Source organism: Pseudomonas sp. TE50-2, assembly GCF_040813665.1.
Classification (GTDB): Bacteria; Pseudomonadota; Gammaproteobacteria; order Pseudomonadales; family Pseudomonadaceae; genus Aquipseudomonas; species Aquipseudomonas soli.
This window is the reverse complement of sequence record NZ_JBFNXN010000001.1, coordinates 934290-953410: the sequence shown is the minus strand read 5'-3', so window position 1 is coordinate 953410 and position 19121 is coordinate 934290. Positions and strand designations below refer to the sequence as shown.

At 63.8% G+C, this 19121-nt stretch carries 16 protein-coding genes and 1 pseudogene; 5 read left to right on the top strand and 12 right to left on the bottom strand.

The genetic code is table 11. From position 1 onward, the window contains the following. Nucleotides 1–208 precede the first annotated feature (208 nt). Nucleotides 209–376, bottom strand: coding sequence for a DUF6026 family protein (locus AAHK21_RS04330; RefSeq protein ID WP_220036851.1), 168 nt, complete (start codon nucleotides 374–376; stop codon nucleotides 209–211). Between the two features lie 161 nt (nucleotides 377–537). On the opposite strand from AAHK21_RS04330, the gene gnd reads away from it, so the two are divergent. Both gnd and zwf read left to right on the top strand, forming a co-directional pair. After that, nucleotides 538–1557 carry a phosphogluconate dehydrogenase (NAD(+)-dependent, decarboxylating) gene (gene gnd, locus AAHK21_RS04325; RefSeq protein WP_256591471.1) on the top strand — a complete coding sequence of 340 codons (1020 nt, stop codon included), beginning with the start codon at nucleotides 538–540 and terminating at the stop codon, nucleotides 1555–1557. Further along, nucleotides 1558–3066, top strand: coding sequence for a glucose-6-phosphate dehydrogenase (zwf, locus tag AAHK21_RS04320; RefSeq protein ID WP_367856538.1), 1509 nt, complete (start codon nucleotides 1558–1560; stop codon nucleotides 3064–3066). A gap of 46 nt (nucleotides 3067–3112) precedes the next feature. Here the strand turns inward: zwf and AAHK21_RS04315 are convergent, their stop codons facing one another. After that, nucleotides 3113–4162, bottom strand: coding sequence for a 3-oxoacyl-[acyl-carrier-protein] synthase III C-terminal domain-containing protein (locus AAHK21_RS04315; protein ID WP_367856537.1), 1050 nt, complete (start codon nucleotides 4160–4162; stop codon nucleotides 3113–3115). 243 nt (nucleotides 4163–4405) lie between these two features. On the opposite strand from AAHK21_RS04315, the gene AAHK21_RS04310 reads away from it, so the two are divergent. After that, nucleotides 4406–6202 carry a glycoside hydrolase family 15 protein gene (locus tag AAHK21_RS04310; RefSeq protein WP_367856536.1) on the top strand — a complete coding sequence of 599 codons (1797 nt, stop codon included), beginning with the start codon at nucleotides 4406–4408 and terminating at the stop codon, nucleotides 6200–6202. A gap of 62 nt (nucleotides 6203–6264) precedes the next feature. Here the strand turns inward: AAHK21_RS04310 and AAHK21_RS04305 are convergent, their stop codons facing one another. Further along, the gene (locus tag AAHK21_RS04305) at nucleotides 6265–7341 is read right to left on the bottom strand and encodes a type I restriction endonuclease (protein WP_367856535.1); all 1077 of its coding nucleotides are present in this window, start codon (nucleotides 7339–7341) and stop codon (nucleotides 6265–6267) included. A gap of 492 nt (nucleotides 7342–7833) precedes the next feature. Here AAHK21_RS04305 and AAHK21_RS04300 point away from each other — a divergent pair, with 492 nt between their 5' ends. Continuing rightward, complete coding sequence (locus AAHK21_RS04300) at nucleotides 7834–8088, top strand: hypothetical protein (RefSeq protein ID WP_367856534.1); 255 nt, start codon at nucleotides 7834–7836, stop codon at nucleotides 8086–8088. Between the two features lie 507 nt (nucleotides 8089–8595). Continuing rightward, nucleotides 8596–8883, top strand: a complete 288-nt coding sequence (locus AAHK21_RS04295) for a HigA family addiction module antitoxin (RefSeq protein ID WP_046856273.1) — start codon at nucleotides 8596–8598, stop codon at nucleotides 8881–8883. Between the two features lie 53 nt (nucleotides 8884–8936). On the opposite strand, the gene glpT is transcribed toward AAHK21_RS04295, so the two are convergent. The 9 genes and pseudogenes from glpT to proP all read right to left on the bottom strand — a co-directional run bounded on the left by glpT (nucleotide 8937) and on the right by proP (nucleotide 19012). Continuing rightward, nucleotides 8937–10289, bottom strand: a complete 1353-nt coding sequence (glpT, locus tag AAHK21_RS04290; RefSeq protein ID WP_367856533.1) for a glycerol-3-phosphate transporter — start codon at nucleotides 10287–10289, stop codon at nucleotides 8937–8939. 316 nt (nucleotides 10290–10605) lie between these two features. Further along, nucleotides 10606–10911 carry an NIPSNAP family protein gene (locus AAHK21_RS04285; RefSeq protein WP_110698570.1) on the bottom strand — a complete coding sequence of 102 codons (306 nt, stop codon included), beginning with the start codon at nucleotides 10909–10911 and terminating at the stop codon, nucleotides 10606–10608. Nucleotides 10912–10970: 59 nt separating this feature from the next. Continuing rightward, the gene (locus AAHK21_RS04280; protein ID WP_367856532.1) at nucleotides 10971–11525 is read right to left on the bottom strand and encodes a lipocalin family protein; all 555 of its coding nucleotides are present in this window, start codon (nucleotides 11523–11525) and stop codon (nucleotides 10971–10973) included. Between the two features lie 63 nt (nucleotides 11526–11588). Then, complete coding sequence (locus AAHK21_RS04275; RefSeq protein ID WP_367856531.1) at nucleotides 11589–12170, bottom strand: hypothetical protein; 582 nt, start codon at nucleotides 12168–12170, stop codon at nucleotides 11589–11591. An 83-nt stretch (nucleotides 12171–12253) separates the two neighbouring features. Continuing rightward, a pseudogene (locus AAHK21_RS04270) lies at nucleotides 12254–13266 on the bottom strand (XdhC family protein). A gap of 41 nt (nucleotides 13267–13307) precedes the next feature. Further along, complete coding sequence (locus AAHK21_RS04265; RefSeq protein WP_367856530.1) at nucleotides 13308–14642, bottom strand: cytochrome c; 1335 nt, start codon at nucleotides 14640–14642, stop codon at nucleotides 13308–13310. Between the two features lie 17 nt (nucleotides 14643–14659). Then, nucleotides 14660–16906, bottom strand: a complete 2247-nt coding sequence (locus AAHK21_RS04260) for a molybdopterin cofactor-binding domain-containing protein (protein ID WP_367856529.1) — start codon at nucleotides 16904–16906, stop codon at nucleotides 14660–14662. Then, entirely contained in the window at nucleotides 16906–17361 is a 456-nt protein-coding gene (locus AAHK21_RS04255; protein ID WP_023631311.1) for a (2Fe-2S)-binding protein, read from the bottom strand. The genes AAHK21_RS04260 and AAHK21_RS04255 overlap by 1 nt, the downstream gene beginning before the upstream one ends. Before the next feature lie 148 nt (nucleotides 17362–17509). Next, the gene (gene proP, locus AAHK21_RS04250) at nucleotides 17510–19012 is read right to left on the bottom strand and encodes a glycine betaine/L-proline transporter ProP (protein ID WP_367856528.1); all 1503 of its coding nucleotides are present in this window, start codon (nucleotides 19010–19012) and stop codon (nucleotides 17510–17512) included. Nucleotides 19013–19121: the final 109 nt, after the last annotated feature.

The window sequence follows — 19121 nt, the reverse complement described above, 5'->3', positions numbered from 1 at the left end:
AGTGTAGGGGACGAAACGCAAAGAAAGTGACCCGTTGGTCATTTTTGTCGCGACGGTTTACCCGCGCAAACGTTGGCGAGTTGTTGCAAAATATGAGGCTAGCCAGCGTAGGCGCAGCGAATTCGCGACAGACGCGGCACAACGCAATCAGGAAGGGAAGCTGTGACGAGGTGGGAGCCTGGCAGCTCCCACGCAGAGGGGCGGTGAATCAGAGGCCGGCGGCCTTGCCTTGCACGCGGGCCTGCTCGAGCAGCAGGTTCAGCTGGGCGACCTGCTGGCGCAGGTGATCGCGCTCATCCTTCAACTGGCGCAGCTCGTCGCGGCGCACGGTGACATAGAGGGTCTGGGTGGGAGTGGCAGGCATCAGGGTTCCCATGGGCACACCTCGCATGGCTGGTGACATTTTGAAGCGTAGACGCTTCACGCGGCGCGCATTCTGAATTCTTTGCAGGCCCTTGGGAACTTTTTTGTTTATCGTTGTCGCCCCGTTCGTCGGTGAACCCTACGCCAGAACGCTGGACTAATCTGAAATCTTCAATTGTTGTAAAGCAAAACCAACGGGAGCGTCGGCACATGCAACTGGGAATCATCGGGCTTGGCCGCATGGGCGGCAATATCGCAAGGCGCCTGATGCGCGCAGGTCACAGCACTGTGGTCCACGATCGCAACCGCGAAGCCATCACCACCCTGGAAGGCGAGGGGGCCGTCGGCGCCCACGACCTCGGGGCGCTGGTGCAGAAACTCAAGGCGCCGCGCGCGGTGTGGGTCATGCTGCCCGCCGGCGAAATCACCGAGCAGACCATCGCGCAACTGGCCGACCTGCTCGAGCCGGGCGACGCCATCATCGATGGTGGCAACACCTTCTACAAGGACGACGTGCGCCGCGCCGCCGAGCTGGGCAAGCGTGGCCTGCACTACCTCGACGTCGGCACCTCTGGCGGCGTGTGGGGCCTGGACCGTGGCTACTGCATGATGATCGGTGGCGAGAAGGCGGTGTTCGAGCGCCTGGAACCGCTGTTCAAGGCCCTCGCCCCGGGCGTCGGCGACATTCCGCGCACCCAGGGCCGCAGCGGCGAGCACGAGCGCGCCGAGCATGGCTACATCCACGCCGGCCCGCCCGGCGCCGGTCACTACGTGAAGATGGTGCACAACGGCATCGAGTACGGCCTGATGCAGGCCTACGCCGAAGGCTTCGACCTGCTGCGCAGCAAGGGTGGCCCGGAACTGCCGGAAGAGCAGCGCTTCGACCTCAATGTGGCCGAGATCGCCGAAGTGTGGCGCCGCGGCAGCGTGGTCACTTCCTGGCTGCTGGACCTGACCGCCGACGCGCTGGTCGCCGACCCGCAACTGACCGAATTCAGTGGCTCGGTGTCCGACAGCGGCGAAGGGCGCTGGACCATCGACGCCGCCGTCGAACAGGCCGTGCCGGTGCCGGTGCTGTCCAGCGCGCTGTTCGCCCGTTTCCGCTCGCGCCAGCAGCAGGGCACCTACGGTGACAAGATCCTCTCCGCCATGCGCCTGGGCTTCGGCGGCCACGTCGAGAAAAAGAAGGACTAAATGACTAAACCGACCATCCCCGCGGCGCCGCCATGCACCTTGTTCCTGTTCGGCGCCAACGGCGACCTGGTCAAGCGCCTGCTGATGCCGGCGCTGTACAACCTCAGCCGTGACGGCCTGCTCGACCGCAACCTGCGTATCGTCGGGGTCGACCACAACCCGGCCACGGCCGAGGACTTTGCCGCGCGCCTGCATGCTTTCATGCAGGCGCGGGACAAGGGCGCGGAAGGGAGTGCCAAGTGCTTGGACGAAAAGCTCTGGGCGCGCCTGGCCAAGCGCCTGGACTATCAGACCGGCGACTTCCTCGACCCCGAGACTTACCAGGCCCTGGCTCGGCGCATCGCTAAAACCGGCCATGGCAATGCCATTTTCTACCTGGCCACCTCGCCACGCTTCTTCCCCGAGGTGGCCCAGCGCCTGGGCGACGCCGGCCTGCTCGACGAGTCAGGCGGCGGCTTTCGCCGGGTGGTGGTGGAGAAACCTTTCGGCACTGACCTTGCCAGCGCCGAAGCGCTCAACGCTTGCCTGCTCAAGGTGATGAACGAGCGGCAGATCTACCGCATCGACCATTACCTGGGCAAGGAAACCGTGCAGAACATCCTGGTCAGCCGTTTCTCCAACGGCCTGTTCGAATCGTTCTGGAACAATCATTACATCGACCACGTGCAGATCACCGCCGCCGAAACCGTCGGCGTCGAGACGCGCGGGGCGTTCTACGACAATACCGGCGCCCTGCGCGACATGGTGCCCAACCACCTGTTCCAGCTGCTGGCGATGGTCGCCATGGAGCCGCCGGCGGCCTTCGGCGCCGATGCGGTGCGCGGTGAAAAGGCCAAGGTGATCGGCGCCATTCGCCCTTGGTCGCAGAAGATGGCCCTGCGCAATTCCGTGCGTGGCCAGTACAGTGCCGGCAAGCAGGGCCGCAAGAAACTGCCCGGCTACCGCGAGGAGGCCAATGTCGCCCCGCACAGCCAGACCGAGACCTATGTCGCGCTCAAGGTGATGATCGACAACTGGCGCTGGGCGGGGGTGCCGTTCTACCTGCGCACCGGCAAGCGCATGAGCGTGCGCGACACCGAGATCGCCATCTGCTTCAAACCGGCGCCCTACGCGCAGTTCCGTGAAAGCGAACTGGAGCGGCCCAAGCCCAACTACCTGAAGATCCAGATCCAGCCCAACGAAGGCATGTGGTTCGACCTCCAGGCCAAGCGCCCGGGGCCGGAGCTGGTGATGGAGAATGTCGAGCTGGGTTTCGCCTACAAGGACTTCTTCAAGATGACCCCGGCGACCGGCTACGAGACGTTGATCTACGACTGCCTTACCGGTGACCAGACCTTGTTCCAGCGCGCCGACAATATCGAGAACGGTTGGCGTGCCGTGCAGCCGTTCCTCGATGCCTGGGCGGCCGAGGGTGGCGAGGTGCATGGGTATGCGGCGGGAGAGGATGGCCCCGAGGCCGGCGATGAGTTGCTGGCGCGGGACAAACGCGAGTGGCATACGCTGGGGTGAGCCTGCAGCGACCTACCGCCGTTGGCGGTAGGTGCGCAAATATGCCCTACAAAGTGAACGACAGGGCCGAGAACACCATCCCGCCACTGCCCGCCCAGCCCATGCAGAACTGACCTTGCTCGGCTTCGCCCCGGCTCATCGCATCAAAGATGCCGAAGGGAATCGACGCGGTAATGATGTTGCCGGTCTTGTGCCCGACGTGATGCAACTTGTGATCGACGCCGATCATCTGGCCAATATGTTCCCACATCTTTGGCGAGCCGGTATGGATGAACACTTTGTGCACGTCGTCCGCGGTGAGCTTCTGCAGGTTGAAGACTTTTATCGCTTCGTTGCGACCATCTTCGTGCAGGGCGGCGGCATAGGAGTTGAATTGATACTGGCCACCGGTGGGTTCGATCTTGGCGATATCCGCCTCGTTGCAGAACAGTTTCCAGTCCGGCAACGAGATCGTCGACAAGTCACTCAGGTCGGGTCGGTTGATGTACGAGAACTTGAAGTTGTCCGCTGCTTCGTTACTGAGGATGGTGACAACGGCGGCTTCACCGATGGTAAAGCTCGGGAACTTGTAGGCCAGTTCGGCCGGCGACTGCAGCGAGAAGTTCTTGGGCATCACCGGGCCGCCCTCCGACATGCCGAACTCCATGTTGACGATGGCGGCGTAGCGGATTTCACCCGCTTGCATCTTGCTGTTGATGACGTCCATGGCCGTCACCCAGCCGTTGCAGGCGTCGACCACGTCGAAGTTGCGGCAGTTCAGGCCCAGTGCCTTGGCGATGAAGGTACTGTTGGCCGGTTCGATGAAGCCACGGGTGACATTGGGATAGATCAGCAGGTCCAGGTCGGCCTTGCTGATATTGGCCTGGGCCAGCGCCGCATCGAACGCCGCCTCCATCAATTGCATCGGCGTCTCGTCAGCCGCCAGCCAATGGCGGGTGTCGCTGCCGCTTTTTTCCAGCAACTTGCCGATGGTCTTCAGTGTTTTCGGCAAGTCTTCCTGGAAGGTGTTGCGGGAGTGTTCTTCCACCAGGTTGATAACGTCCTGGTTGCTGACGCAGCGTGAGGGCAGTATTCCGGATAAACCGACAATCTTCATAAAACGTCCTTGTTGAAAGTAGTGACTCAGCGCAATGGTTGCGCACGGGCAGAAGCTTATTCATCCTGATAAGCAACCACTGGCCCGGTATTTCTAACACAGCGCAACAGTGAATCAGTGCCGTGGATCAATGTTCCTGCGCATCGATTCCAACGCCTCGGCAACCTGCGCCGAGTGCATTTCAACGGAACCGGCAATCGCGCTTCGGCATCCAAACTCACGCCCACCGCCTGAGGATCCGAGATGCCCGCCCTGATCGAAGACTACGCCCTCATCGGCAACTGCCGCAGCGCCGCCCTGATCAACCGCGACGGCGCCCTCGACTGGTTGTGCCTGCCACGCTTCGACGCCCCCGCGGTGTTCGCCGCGCTGCTGGGCAACGAGGAAAACGGCCGTTGGCGCATCGCCCCCAGCGACCCGGTCGAGCACAGCGCGCGCCGCTACCTCGATGACACCCTGGTACTGGAAACCACCTGGACCACTGCCAGCGGCCGTGCCCGCGTGCTCGACTGCATGCCCCTGGGCGAGGCCAACGCAGTGCTGCGCATTGTCGAGGGCCTGGCCGGCGAGACGGCGTTCGAGATGGACCTGGTGCTGCGCTTCGACTACGGCCGCAGCGTGCCCTGGGTGGAGAAGCTCGACCCGCTGACCCTGAGCGCGGTTGCCGGCCCCGATCGCCTGATCCTGCGCAGCAGCACCGAGACCCATGGCCAAGACCACCACAGCGTTGCCCGGTTTCGCGTGCGCGCCGGTGAGCGCCAGGTGTTCAGCCTTTGCCACCAGCCCTCGCACCTGCCTGTGCAGCCCGGCTGCGATGTCGACCACGACCTCGAGCAGACCATCGCCCAATGGCAGGCCTTCGCCGCCCGCTGCCCCGACGTCGGCCCATACACCGAGCGGATACGCCGTTCGCTGTTGACCCTCAAGGCCATGACCTACGCGCCCACCGGGGGCATGGTCGCCGCCGTCACCACCTCGCTGCCCGAACGCGTCGGTGGCGAGCGCAACTGGGACTACCGCTACTGCTGGCTGCGCGACGCGACCATGACCTTGCTGGCGCTGATGAACCTCGGCTACTTCGACGAAGCCCAGGCCTGGCGCGAGTGGCTGCTGCGCTCGGTGGCGGGCAACCCCGAGCAGATGCAGATCATGTATGGGCTGGCGGGTGAGCGCGACCTGCCGGAGTTCAGCCTGCCCTGGTTGCCCGGTTACGAGCATTCGCAGCCAGTGCGGGTCGGCAATGCCGCGTCCGAGCAGTTGCAGCTGGATATCTACGGCGAACTGGCCGACGCCATGACCCAGGCCATCAAGGGCGGGCTGCCGCGTCATCCACGCAGCGCCGCCATTGCCCGCTCGATCCTGCCGTACCTCGAAAGCATCTGGCGCGAGCCGGACGAGGGGCTGTGGGAGGTGCGCGGCGGTCGCCAGCACTTCGTGCACTCCAAGGTCATGGCCTGGGTCGCCTTCGACCGCTCGGCGAGCCTGGCCGACACCACCGAGGAAGGGCGTGAACGGGGGCGACATTACCGCCAGGTGGCGGACCAGATCCGTGACGAGGTCTGCCGCCGCGGGCTGGATGCCGACGGGCGTCACTTCGTCCAGGCCTACGGTTCGACCGAGCTGGACGCGAGCCTGCTGCAGATCGCCCTGACCGGTTTTCTGCCGGCCGACGATCCACGTTTCCTGCGCACCCTCGAACAGATCGAAACGCGCCTGCTGCGCAACGGCCTGCTGCTGCGCTACGACAGCGACAGTTGCAGCGACGGCCTGACGCCAGGGGAGGGGACGTTCCTGGTGTGTTCGTTCTGGTTGGCGGATGTCTACGTGCTGCTGGGGCGGCAGGAGGAGGCGCAGGCGCTTTACGAGCGGCTCACGGCCTTGTGCAATGACGTGGGATTGCTGGCCGAGCAGTACGATCCGGTGGGCAAACGGATGCTGGGGAATTTCCCGCAGGCGTTCAGCCATATCGGCATCATCAATACCGCGTTGAACCTGCACCGGGCGCAGTGTCCGGTGCGGGATCGGGCGGGAGGCAGTTGATGGTGAGACGGTAGGGTTGCCTTCGCCCTGGCTGCACTCCAGTGGCGAGGGCGTCTTTTTCTTTACTCGTAATAGCCCACGGTGTCCCTTAATTGGTCAGCGAATTCGTAGATGTCGTCTAATGAGTTAATGGGGTGGCGTGTCTCATTTTTATCTTTGTCGAAAATACCGATATATTTTTGTGCGCGGTTGAAGTGAAGCCGGGTGATCGGTTTTCGGTTGTTGTCGTCTAGCAGAATCCCGAAATAGCTCTGCGTATCTCGGTGGATGACACGTTTGGAGTCCACAGTGGTACGGACAATAGCTTTGACTATGTGGAAGCCTTCCAACTCATCCATTGTGGTTTGAATGCGATCTTCTGCGTTATCCGAGGACTCACTCTGCGTTTCGCTAACCACCGTTTCAGCAGGGGTCGGGTAAGAAACACCACTCATGGCTGACTTCAGGCGATCGTTGATTTGGTCATTCAAAAATTGAGATGCTGCCTTGCGAGTCAGTAAACTGAACTGCTCTCTTACTTTCTGAGTAATGACACCATCGTAGACACGTGAGGCGAAGAATTTTATGAAGTCATCGTCAGGTTGGCTGAACTGCGACGCGATGACTCGTTTGATCTGCCCGACGTACTTGAGCTCTCCTGCCGCATTGATTATTGAGTCAACGTCGAAGGCTGATTTTGTAAGCTTCTGCAGCTCCGGGATAACGTGCTCATCAATATCGAGAAGGTCGATTTCCAAAAATGGCTTTTCATCCATTTTGTTCGGTGCGTCAAGGTCTGTGAAGAAGCGGTAATGCCGCCCATTTGTCAGTATTGAAATTCTGGCCGTTGTGACGTGGAAGTAGCGGAATAATTGACTGGCGTGGTTGATGTTGAGGGGCTCGCCAATTTTCTTTGTTTCGATGAGTATCTGGATTTCACCATCTTTCAAGATGGCGTAATCAATTTTCTCGCCTTTTTTAGTGCCTACGTCGCAAATATATTCTGGTACAACCTGGGAGGGGTCAAAAACGTCGTAGCCCAAGACGGAGTGGATAAAAGGCATGATGAATGCCGTTTTAGTAGCTTCTTCAGTTTGAATACTCGAAGCCAGTTGGTTGACCTTGGCCGCCATCGCGTTGAGACGTTCTACAAATTCCATTTGAACTCCAGTGCGTGCTCGCCCATCCGGGCGGTAGAGGCAAGACGCTACTATGGGGGATCTGCTTGCCGCTACTGTCGTTTCATCCATGCTGGATACCCGAACAGGCAGGCGAAAGCACAATGTAGCTGCATGAACGTTAATCCCACATCTGCAGAACGATCAGATTTTCCTCATTGCTTGTAGTCCATTTCCGAATCATCCTTTTGCTCGTCCTCAGCCATTGCTACGGTTTTCTCATCAATCTAGGCTCCTTCGGTCGTTGCCAATTCAGCGACCAGGTCTGCAAGCCTGTGTGTGATAGGAAGCCTAGCGCTAACCGCTATGCTGCTGACGTTTGTCTGTGGCTGATTTATGGCGGTTGTGTGTGGGTGGCCCTCGGGCCAGCCGGGTTTTCTCCTATTGCCCCGGTCTTGCAGCCCTGCACACGACCGCCACCATTACTTGCAAGGTAGTGAATGGCGGTATCTTTCAAGCAAAGGGAGCACTGCCATGTTGAAGATCGTCCCCGATCCACCCCCATCCAATCCTTCCCCTCATCACCTCGAAGACACCCTGATTCAGGCGGCGGAATACGTGCGCTGCGCCCTGATCGTGGCCCATCAGTCGGTATTGGTCTCGCATCCGCATTCGCTCGGAGCAACACTGGCGCTGACGGCGGTGCACGAGATGGAAACCGTACGCACACTGCTGGACTCGGCGTTGGCGCAGGTACAGGTACCAGGTGAGCCGCAGACACGGCATTGACGTGGCGCATCCTGCGGGCAGCCACCAGGTGTCCGGCGCAAGCTTTGCAGTGCCTGGGATATCGAGCGCCGCCCGCGCGGCGCATCGCTGGCAAGCCAGCTCCCACATCTGTTTCGGGCCAGTCTGTCCTGTGAGGTTATCGCTGTCCGCCTTGGTGCATGTCTTGAGACAGGTAGGACGCCAGTGGTGCACACGCTGAAACCGCGTCGTACCGACAAGGCGTACAGCCGCGGCGGCGCAGGCATAACTGGCCCGAAATAAATGTGGGAGCTGGCTTGCCAGCGATGCGCCGCGCGGGCGGCGCTCGATCTGATAGGCGCTGCAAGGCTTGCGGCGGACACTTGGAGGCCCTGATGCGGTCAACAACCTTTGCGCCCAAAAGACCCTTAAACGGCTGGTAGCAAGGGTGATGTACCACGAAGTTGAAGTATCAAGTCACAGTTAGCAGTTGGTGGGTCCTGACTCACCGGGTGACACTTTCTCGCTCTGAAACGGGAGGTCTGGATCATGGCTATGCACAACCCGCCTCACCCCGGCGAAACCCTGCGTGAAGATGTCCTCCCGACCTTGGGCCTTACGGTCAAGGCGTTCGCCGAGCATCTGGGTTTCTCGCGTGAGGCGCTGTCGCGGGTCCTTCATGGCCGAGCGGCGGTTTCTCCGGACCTGGCGGTACGCCTGGAAATGGCCGGCATCAGCACGGCGCGGCTGTGGCTGACGATCCAGGTGGACTACGACATCTGGCAGGCGCGCCAGCGCCAGCAACCGGTGATCACGCGGTTGCATCAAGCCGCTTGAAAAAAGCCCGAGGTGCAGGCCCCGGGCTTTTACTTGAGCGTCAGCCGAGGCTGTCAGGCCACTGCCTCACGACCGGCACTGGCCACCTTGGTATGGCGCAAGGTCGGTATCAGGAACGCGATGGCCAGCACGCAAGCGCTGACCAGCATCACGAAGCCACCGTCCCAGCCGAAGTGGTCGACGGTGTAGCCCATCGCCGCGCTGGCCGCGACCGAGCCGCCCAGGTAGCCGAACAACCCGGTGAAGCCGGCCGCGGTACCGGCGGCTTTCTTCGGCGCCAGTTCCAGCGCCTGCAGGCCGATCAGCATCACTGGTCCGTAGATCAGGAAGCCGATGGCGAACAACGCGATCATGTCGATGGTCGGGTTGCCCGGTGGGTTGAGCCAGTACACCAGGGTGGCCACGGTCACCAGGGCCATGAACACGATGCCGGTCAGGCCACGGTTGCCGCGGAAGATCTTGTCGGACATCCAGCCGCACAGCAGGGTGCCGGGGATGCCGGCCCACTCGTAGAAGAAGTAGGCCCACGAGGTGGTGTCGACGCTGAAGTGCTTGGCTTCCTTCAGGTAGGTCGGCGCCCAGTCCAGCACGCCGTAGCGCAGCAGGTAGACGAACACGTTGGCCAGGGCGATGTACCACAGCAGTTTGTTGCACAGCACGTACTGGACGAAGATCTGCTTGGCACTGAACTCCTGCTCGTGGCTTTCATCGTAGCCTTCGGGGTAGTCGTTCTTGTACTGCTCGACCGGCGGCAGGCCGACCGATTGCGGGGTGTCGCGCATGGTGGCGAAAGCGAACACGGCCACCAGCACGGCAACCGTGGCAGGCACGTAGAAGGCCGCATGCCAGTCGTTGGTCCAGGCCAGGCCCAGCAGGAACAGCGGGCCGATCAGGCCGCCGCCGACGTTATGGGCGACGTTCCACACCGACACCACGCTGCCGCGCTCTTTCTGCGACCACCAGTGCACCATGGTCCGCCCGCTTGGCGGCCAGCCCATACCCTGGGCCCAGCCATTGATGAACAGCAGCACGAACATGATCGTCACGCTGGACGTGGCCCAATGCGCGAAACCGAAAATGAACATCACCCCGGCCGAGATCAGCAGGCCGAAGGGCAGGAAGTAGCGTGGGTTGGAGCGGTCCGAGACCAGGCCCATGAGGAACTTGGACAAACCGTAGGCGATGGCGATCGCGGAGATCGCCAGGCCCAGCTGGCCGCGGGTGTAGCCCTCTTCCTCGATGAGGTAGGGCATGGCCAGGGAGAAGTTCTTGCGCAGCAGGTAGTAGCCGGCATAGCCGAAGAAGATCCCGGCGAAGATTTGCCAGCGCAGGCGGCGATAGGTGCTGTCGACGTGCTCGTCGGGCAGCGGCGCCTGGTGCGCGGCAGGGCGGAAGAAGGCAAACATGTGAAGCTCCCAGCTTGTTATAGGTATGCGAAAACGAATTTTACATTTTCGTTACAGAAAAAATACCGGTTCTGCTGGGAAATACTGTTGTTTTGTGAACCTTGGCCAGCGCTATCCGCAGCCGAGCCCTCTCCCGCGCGACTTGCGCGCAAGAGGGGCTGCTACGGGGGGGGCGACATTGGCTAGGCTCCTTGTCGATCGACGATCCTGGGTCGAGGGTGCTTAGGTGAGGATCGTGATCGAGGTGCAATAGTTCAGTGGCGTTCGCCGTTGGCTTTACCGGCGCCTGCAGGAACCTGGGTCTTGCCTGGGAAATTCAGTCGAGCACGGGCCGCAGGAAGCTGCGTTCATAGCTGAGGATGAAACGCTGCTCGGTGGCCAGGGCGAAGGCGGCGATGCACTCCGGGTCGGTTTCCGAGGCTTTGCGGTACTGCTCGTAGGCCGCCAGGCTGGGGAAGCTGAACAGGGCATAGGCGACATTATTGGCGCCTTCGCTGGGCAGGAAGTAGCCGTGATGGCTGCCGCCCATGCGGTTGACCAGGCCGATCCACAGCTTGCCGTAGGCTTCGAAGGCGGGGACCTGGTAGGGGTCGATGATGTACTTGAGGTGGCAGGTGATCATTGCACGCAATCCGTTGGGTGAGCCGGGTGGCTCACCTTACAGGGCGTGAACGTAGGCAGCTAGGGCGTGGCCTGGCGCCAGATCAATTGCTCGGTGGGATAACCCTGCTTGCGCGCCAGCGCCAGTAGCTGGTCACGGGTCTGGTCACTGACGGTGGGGGTGCGCGACAGCAGCCACAGGTATTCGCGGTTCGGGTGGCCGACTACGGCCACGCGGTAATCCGCGTCGTGATACAGCACCCAGTATTCGCCCTTGGTCAGGTCCGGTGCCAGGCGGCTGAACCAGTTGTCGAAGCGCACCCAGAGCTTGTCGGTGCGGCCGGGCACTTGGGCCTCGGCGATGCCATTGGCCTGGTTCCATTGGCCGTCGTTTTCCAGGCAGCGGTTGGTGACGTCGATGCGCCCGTCCTCGCGCAGGCCATAACGGGCCTCGGACTGCACGCAGTTGCGCTGGAAGAACATCGGCAGGCGCGCCAGTTCGTACCAGGTGCCCTGGTAGCGCTGGAGCTCGACCTGTTGCGTGGTGGGCGGTGGCTGCTCGTCGCGGGCGCTGGTGCAGCCCAAGAGCGCGAGGGTGAGGCAGCAGCAAAACGGCACGGCCAGGCGCATCGCCATGGGAAACCTCCTGAAGGGGGGAAAGGCTCACATGGCTTTCGATGCGCGGGCCGGCCAAAGGTTTTACTGGGCTGGGCGGGAAGTTTCCACGCTCAGTACTTCGGTAAAGATGGCTTCGACGGTCTGGTCGACCTTGAGGTTTTTCATCCGTGCCTGCAGCTCGGGATTCTCGACCTTGACCACCTGCAGTTTGCCTTCGGGTGGCAGCAGGGTGACTTCATGAGTTTTCAGATCGATCTTCTTGATCTGCGAGGTGACCTTGACCTGGCGGAAAGCCTCGCCACCAGGGTTGGGGTTGGCCGCGGTGGCGCGGATGGTGCCCGATTCCTCGGAGGCCTTGGGCGCGCCGCCGACATTGGTGTTCAGTACATAGGCGATGGCGCGGGTGACTTTGATGTCGACCTGGTCGCCGACCTTGAGGTTGGGCAGGGCCTTGGCCTGTTCGGTGAGCTGGAAGGTCACGTCCTTGTCGTGGGGCCCTTTGACCGTGACCTGGCGGTTGGGCAGGTCGATCTTGGTCACTTCGGTGGTGATATGGCTTTCCAGCGCCTCGCTGGCGATGGGCAGTTCGGCGGCGTGGGCGGCGAGGCTGGCCGCACCGATGAGCGAGGTGAAAGCGATGGCGCGGGCGAGAGTCGATTTCATTGGCCTGTCTTCCTTGTGGTCGATACCGAGGGGTGGTTCGCGTTGAGCAAGCATAGACAGTAGTTGGCCGGTGTGTGGCCCGCTCACAAGGCTGGCTGTTCCAGGGCCTTGGCGGCGGACACGCTCACAGCTCCGGGCAGTGTCACGGCATTCTTGGCGGCCAGCACTTCGGCCATCACGCTCACCGCGATCTCCGCCGGGGTCTTGCTGCCGATGTAGATGCCGATGGGGCCATGCAGTCGTTGCAACGAGGCCTCGCTCTCGCCGAAATGCTCGATCAAGCGCTCGCGGCGCAGCTGGCTGTTGCGCCGCGAGCCGATGGCGCCAATGTAGAACGCCGGGCTGTGCAGGGCCTCGAGCAGCGCCAGGTCGTCGAGCTTGGGGTCGTGGCTGACGGCGATGATGCAGGTACGCAGGTCTGCGTTGAAGGCGCGCACCGCATCGTCCGGCATGCCCTTGAGGTGCTCGACGCCGGCCACCGCCCAGGTCGCCATGTGTTCGGGGCGAGGGTCGCACACCGCCACGCGAAAACCATTGAACAAGGCCATGGTCGCCAGGTATTCGGCCAGGGCCCCGGCGCCGATCAGCAGCATGCGGTAGCCGGGGCCGAGGGTGTTGACCATGTGCTGGCCATCGAAGCTGAACTGCTCGGGCGTGGCGGTGGCGGCCAGGCTCACCGCGCCGCTTTGCAGGGCCAGTCGGCGGCGCATCAGCCGGCCCTGGTCGAGGTGCTCCAGCAGTTGCTGCAGCGGCAATACTGCCGGTTCGAATTCCAGGATCAGTTCCAGGGTGCCACCGCAGGGCAGGCCGAAGCGGTGGGCCTCGTCGGCGCTGACGCCATAGCGGATCACCTCGGGCCTGCCCAGGGGCAGGCCGGGGCCGCCATAGGCGGTGGTGTAGCGATGGATCAGGTCGTCCTCGATACAGCCGCCGGACACGCTGCCGACCACCCGGCATCGTTGCGCAGCGCCATCATCGAGCCGACCGGGCGAGGGGAGGAGCCCCAGGTGCGGGCGACAGTGGCGAGCAGCACGCGGTGCCCGGCCTGGAGCCAGTCGTGGGTGGTGCGCAGGACCAGCAGGTCGATGCTTTCCATGGTGTCCTCGGTTGTCTGTGGCCCACGCTGAGAATGTTGTATCAGCGCATATGCAGAATGATCGGACTGCTGCTGGCAGGGTCGGTATGCCCGCGCAGCTCGCCCACCGCCTTGGCCTGCACCGCGCCTCCCTGATTGCCCCAGGCACTGCGGGCGAAACTCAGCACCTCGGCGATCTCCCGGTCCGACAGCTGCTCGCGGAACGCCGGCATACGGTAGGCGTCCGGCACCCCGGCGGCGACGATGCGCTGCGAGCCGTTGAGGGTGATGTTGATCGCCGAGGCATTCTCTGCGGCCAGCATCGAGGTGGCCCCCGCCAGCGGCGGCATCCACTCGGCCTGGCCCTTGCCATCGGCGCCATGGCAGCTGGCGCAACGGGTCGCGTAGGTGTGCGCGCCGGGCGCATCAGGCGCGGCGGCCGTCGCCTGGTACTGCCAGGGCGCACCATCACGCCGAGGGTCACCGGGCAATGCCTTGAGGTAGCGGGCGATCGCGCCCAGGTCGTCGTCGCTCATGAACTGCGTGGAGTTGTTGAACGCCTCGGTCATCGAGCCGTACACCACCGCATGGCGATTGCGCCCGGTCTTGAGGAACTGCACGATCTCGGCTTCGCTCCAGCGCCCGAGCCCGGTGTTGTGGTCCTGGCGCAGGCTCGGCGCGTACCAGCCATCGAGCAGGGCCCCGGCGAGGAACGGCGCGCCGCTTTCGTCCAGGGCTTTCTCGTTGAAGGCCAGGCCCCGAGGCGTATGGCAACTGCCGCAGTGGCCGGGGCCCTGGACGATGTAGGCGCCGCGATTCCACAGCGGATCCTGGTCGGGTTTCTGCGCATAGGCGGTGGTCGGTGCGAAGAGGCCGTTCCACAGGGCGATGGGCCAGCGCAGGTTCAATGGCCAGGGAATGCTGCTGGGAATATTGGCTTCGGCTGCCGGTTGCACGCCCTTCATGAAGAACGCGTAGAGCGCCCGCACATCGTCGTCGCTGAGCTTGGCATAGGACGGGTAGGGCATGGCCGGGTACAGCCTTCGCCCTCCCGGCGCCACGCCCTGGCGCACGGCGCGGTCGAAGTCGGCCAGGCTGTAGGCGCCGATGCCGTGCTCGCGGTCCGCGGTGATGTTGGTGGCATGGATCGCCCCCAGCGGTGTGGCCATTTCCAGGCCTCCGGCAAAGGGCGCCTTGCCCGGCAGGCTGTGGCAGGCCACGCAGTCGCTGAGGCGGGCGACGTATTCGCCGCGGCTGACCAGGGCGGCGTCGGCGCTGTCCGAGGCGCTGAAGGGCGAGGCGGGCTCGCGGGTGACGTACCAGGCCAGCAGGCCTGCCGCGACCAGGCACGGCAAGGCCAGCCAGCCTGCGGTTCTTGCGAATCGGCTGTTGTTCATGGGCTGTCCTTGTCGTGTCAGCTGAAGGTATGGCGGCTCAGGGGCATGCTGCGCACGCGCTGGCCGGTGAGCTGCGCCACGGCGTTGGCCACCGCAGGCGCCACCGCCGGCAGCGGCGGTTCACCGATGCCGCCCATCTTCGCCCCGCTCTCGACGATGCGCACATGCACCCGGGCCATGCGCGACGGCGGCAGCACCGGGTAGAGGTCGTAGTTGCGCGCCCGTGGCATGCCGTTCAGCCACACCGATTCTTCCAGCAGCACCTGGGACAGGCCCAGGGATACCGCGCCGTTGACCTGGGCCTCGATGATCGCCGGGTTGACGATGCTGCCCGGGTCGATGGCCTGCCAGATGTCGTGCACCTTGACCTGGCCGCCCTCCAGCGACACTTCGGCGATGACCGCCGCCTCCGAGCCGAACGGCGAGGCCATGGCCACGCCGCGGGCGCGCTTGCTGCCGTCCTCGGCGGTGAACGGGCCGCGCTTCCAGCCGCCGGACAATTCGCCCACCGCCTGCAGCAGGGTGGTCAGGCGCGGGTTGTCCCGCAGCAGTTGCAGGCGCAGCTCGAAGGGATCGTGGCCGCCCTTGTCGGCCAGCTCGTCGAGGAACGACTCGTAGAAGAAGTCGTTCAGCGAATTGCCCACCGAGCGCCAGTAGCCGAGCATGGCCGGGCCTTTGACATAGATCTGCGCGATACGCTTGTTGGCGATGGCGTAGGCCTTGCCCGACAGCCCTTCGAGGGCGGTGGGGTCGACCGTGTCGCCCTGCTTGCCGGCAATGGCCTCGGTCGGGCCTTCGGTGGCGCTGATTGCCTCGATGGCCACCGGCAGGCCTTTCTCGTCCAGCGCGGCGCGGAACTTGACCACGGCCATGGGGCGCATGGCATCGCGCAGGAACTCCTCCTCGCGGCTCCAGATCAGTTTCACCGGCCTGCCGACCGCCTTGGCCAGGGCGATGGCCTGCGGGTAGGGGGTGGCCGAGTCGTACAGGAAGTGCCGACCGAAGAAACCGCCGAGCAGTGGCGAATGCAGGGTGATCCGCGCCGGGTCCAGGCCGGTGCGCTTGGCGATGTCGTCGCGGAACATGTCCTGGGCCTGGTTGGGCAGCCACACTTCCAGCGAGCCGTCGGGGTTGAAACGGGCGGTGGCGGAGGGCGGTTCCAACTGCGCGTGGTTGAGGAACTGGTTGTGGTAGGTGGCCTCGACCTTGGTCTTGGCCGCGGCCAGGGCACCGGCGACATCGCCGTGGTTTTCCTCGTCGCGGCTCGGCCCGGTCTGGGCGGCCAGGTGTTCGCGCCAGCCATCGCTGGAAAAGTCGGCAGGCATAGGCCGCACCTGGCTGTCGGCGGCCACTTCCTTCCAGTCCACCTGCAGCGCTTCCACCGCACGCTTGGCGTGCCACCAGCGTTCGGCGACCACGGCGACCGCACCGGGCAGTTGATGCACCGAGTGCACGCCCTTCATGGCCTTGACCTGTTCCTCGTTGCGCAGGTTGCCTACGGTCATGCCCAGGCGCGGCGCATGCTGCACTGCGGCGTGGAGCATGCCGTCGACCTTGACGTCGATGCTGTAGACGGCCTTGCCGGTGGACTTGTCGTAGGCGTCGAGGCGCTGCACCGGCTTGCCGATCCAGCGGAACTGGCTGGGGTCGCGCAGCTTGACGCTGGCCGGGTCCGGCACCGGCAGGTCCATGGCCTTGGTAGCCAGTTCGCCGTAGCCCAGCGCACGGCCCGAGGCCGCGTGCACCACCTTGCCAGGCTCGGTGCTCAGTTCACCAACTGGCACCCCCAACTGCTCGGCGCCGGCCTGCAGCAGCATGGCGCGAGCCAGGGCGCCGAGGCGGCGCATGGTCGGGTAGCTCATGCGCACCGACATGCTGCCGCCGGTGATGCGCAGGCCGTTCTCCATCACCACGTAGGCCTCGCCCGCTGGCGCGCTTTCGACCACGAAGGTGGCCGGGTCGGCGTCCAGTTCCTCGCCGATGATCTGCGCCATGGCCGTGTTGACGCCTTGCCCGCCCTCCATGAACGGGCTGAGCAGGTGCACGCTGCCGTCCGCGCGGATTTCCAGGAAGGCCGGCACCTGGGTGCCACGCTCGGGGGACGCGGCGGCGGCCTGCACCCGCGCCGAGCCCAGCGGCAGGCCGAAGCCCAGCACCAGGGCGCCGATGGCGCTGCCGGCGAGAAAACGCCGGCGCGACAGGTTGACCGTTTCGCCGCTGCGCAGCCGTGCCAGGTCGTCAGGGGTGTCGATACGCGCGTTCATCAGGCGTTCTCCCCTTGGGCCAGTTCGTGCACGGCGGCATGGATGGCGTTGTAGGTACCGCAGCGGCACAGGTTGACCATGGCCGCGTCGATCTGTTCGGTGCTGGGCTTGGGGGTGTGCTTGAGCAGCGCGGTGGCCGCCATCACCTGGCCGGACTGGCAGTAGCCGCACTGGGCCACCTGGTGCTCGACCCAGGCGGCGACCACGCGCTTGCCCACGGCGTCGGCTTCGATGGCCTCGATGGTGGTGACTTCACGACCGACCACGCCGGCCACCGGAGTGACGCAGGCGCGCACCACATTGCCGTCCACCAGCACCGAGCAGGCGCCGCATTGGGCCAGGCCGCAACCGTACTTGGTGCCGGTCAGGCCCAGGTCGTCGCGGATCACCCAGAGCAAGGGCGTGTCGGCGTCAGCCTCGACCTGGTAGGTCTGCTGGTTGATTCTTAGTTCCATGGGCTCACCTGCTGATCATCGGTTCTGGAAGCGGGGAATACGCTGTTCCCCAATCCAGAAACGCTAGCACATGGCCCCGTTGCGCAATCGATGCACCCCGCAGGTTCAGAGGATCAGGCAAGCAATCCGGCGGAATGCGCAAGCCTCCTCAATCGATGCGCGGGTGCTGCTGGGCCAGGGTCTTGCGCTTGGCCTCCAGCTCGGCGATCTGCGCGTCGATGTCCTCGATCTTCTGTTCGATGTTGTCGTGGTGCTCCTGCAGCAGTTCGCGGGCTTCGTCGATATCCGAGGCGGCCGGGGCGGCGCCGCGCAACGGACGGTTGGCGGTCTCCTTCATGGTCAGGCCAGTGAGCAGGCCGATCACGGCGATCACCATCAGGTAATAGGCCGGCATGTACAGGTTGTCGGTGGTTTCCACCAGCCAGGCGGCGAGGGTCGGGGTCAGGCCGGCGATCAGCACCGAGATGTTGAAGGCGCTGGCCAGGGCGCTGTAGCGGATATGCGTGGGGAACATCGCCGGCAGGGTCGAGGCCATCACGCCGATGAAGAAGTTCAGCAGCACGGCGAGGATCAACAGGCCGGCGAAGATCACCGCCAGCTTGCCGCTGGTGATCAGCATGAACGCCGGGACCGCCAGGGCGAACAGCCCGACGCTGCCGATGATGATGAATGGCTTGCGCCCCCACTTGTCGCTGAGCAGGCCGATGATCGGCTGCACGAACAGCATGCCGACCATGATCGCGATGATGATCAGCACGCCGTGGTCTTCGCTGTAGTGCAGGTTGTGCGAGAGGTAGCTGGGCATGTAGGTGAGCAGCATGTAGTAGGTGACGTTGGTGGCGATCACCACGCCGATGCACGTCAGCAGGCTGCGCCAGTGCTGGGTCGCCACCTCCTTGAACGACACTTTCGGGCCGCTGGCCAGGCCTTCGCGGTCACCTTGCTCGAGTTTTTCGACGTGTTGCTGGAAGGCCGGGGTTTCTTCCAGCGCGTGGCGCAGGTACAGGCCGATCAGGCCCAGCGGCAGGGCCAGGAAGAACGGCAGGCGCCAGCCCCATTCGAGGAACTGTTCCTCGCCGAGGAGCGTCGAGATAAGCACCACCACGCCGGCGCCGAGGACGAAGCCGGCGATCGAGCCGAAGTCCAGCCAGCTGCCGAGGAAGCCGCGCTTGCGGTCCGGGGCGTATTCGGCGACGAAGATCGAGGCACCGGTGTATTCACCACCCACCGAGAAGCCCTGGGCCATCTTCGCCAGCAACAGCAGGATCGGCGCCCAGATGCCGATGCTGGCGTAGGAGGGGATCAGGCCGATGGCGAAGGTGCTCAGGGACATGATCACAATGGTCGCGGCCAGCACTTTCTGGCGCCCGTAGCGGTCGCCCAGGGCGCCGAAGAACAGCCCGCCCAGTGGGCGAATAAGGAAGGGCACGGAGAAGGTGGCCAGTGCCGCGATCATCTGCACGCCGGGGCTGGCGTTGGGGAAGAACACCTTGCCCAGGGCATAGGCGACGAAGCCGTAGACGCCAAAGTCGAACCATTCCATCGCGTTGCCCAGGGCGGCGGCGGTGATGGCCTTGCGCATCTTGGCGTCGTCGACGATGGTGATGTCCTTCAAGCCGATGGGCTTGACGGGTTTTCTGCGTGATTTCATGGGCCGTTGTCCTTGAAGGCTTGGGGCATGGCCATGGTTTGGCCAGCCTTGTACCTAGGGTCAGATACAACGGCGCGCTAAATAATTCCCTGCTGGATCATTTGTGTGC

Bases quoted from the DNA above. Each gene is read 5' to 3' on its own strand.
- AAHK21_RS04330 (WP_220036851.1), bottom strand. From the start codon at position 376: ATGGGAACCCTGATGCCTGCCACTCCCACCCAGACCCTCTATGTCACC.
- zwf (WP_367856538.1), top strand. From the start codon at position 1,558: ATGACTAAACCGACCATCCCCGCGGCGCCGCCATGCACCTTGTTCCTG.
- AAHK21_RS04315 (WP_367856537.1), bottom strand. From the start codon at position 4,162: ATGAAGATTGTCGGTTTATCCGGAATACTGCCCTCACGCTGCGTCAGC.
- AAHK21_RS04310 (WP_367856536.1), top strand. From the start codon at position 4,406: ATGCCCGCCCTGATCGAAGACTACGCCCTCATCGGCAACTGCCGCAGC.
- AAHK21_RS04305 (WP_367856535.1), bottom strand. From the start codon at position 7,341: ATGGAATTTGTAGAACGTCTCAACGCGATGGCGGCCAAGGTCAACCAA.
- AAHK21_RS04300 (WP_367856534.1), top strand. From the start codon at position 7,834: ATGTTGAAGATCGTCCCCGATCCACCCCCATCCAATCCTTCCCCTCAT.
- AAHK21_RS04295 (WP_046856273.1), top strand. From the start codon at position 8,596: ATGGCTATGCACAACCCGCCTCACCCCGGCGAAACCCTGCGTGAAGAT.
- glpT (WP_367856533.1), bottom strand. From the start codon at position 10,289: ATGTTTGCCTTCTTCCGCCCTGCCGCGCACCAGGCGCCGCTGCCCGAC.
- AAHK21_RS04285 (WP_110698570.1), bottom strand. From the start codon at position 10,911: ATGATCACCTGCCACCTCAAGTACATCATCGACCCCTACCAGGTCCCC.
- AAHK21_RS04280 (WP_367856532.1), bottom strand. From the start codon at position 11,525: ATGGCGATGCGCCTGGCCGTGCCGTTTTGCTGCTGCCTCACCCTCGCG.
- AAHK21_RS04275 (WP_367856531.1), bottom strand. From the start codon at position 12,170: ATGAAATCGACTCTCGCCCGCGCCATCGCTTTCACCTCGCTCATCGGT.
- AAHK21_RS04265 (WP_367856530.1), bottom strand. From the start codon at position 14,642: ATGAACAACAGCCGATTCGCAAGAACCGCAGGCTGGCTGGCCTTGCCG.
- AAHK21_RS04260 (WP_367856529.1), bottom strand. From the start codon at position 16,906: ATGAACGCGCGTATCGACACCCCTGACGACCTGGCACGGCTGCGCAGC.
- AAHK21_RS04255 (WP_023631311.1), bottom strand. From the start codon at position 17,361: ATGGAACTAAGAATCAACCAGCAGACCTACCAGGTCGAGGCTGACGCC.
- proP (WP_367856528.1), bottom strand. From the start codon at position 19,012: ATGAAATCACGCAGAAAACCCGTCAAGCCCATCGGCTTGAAGGACATC.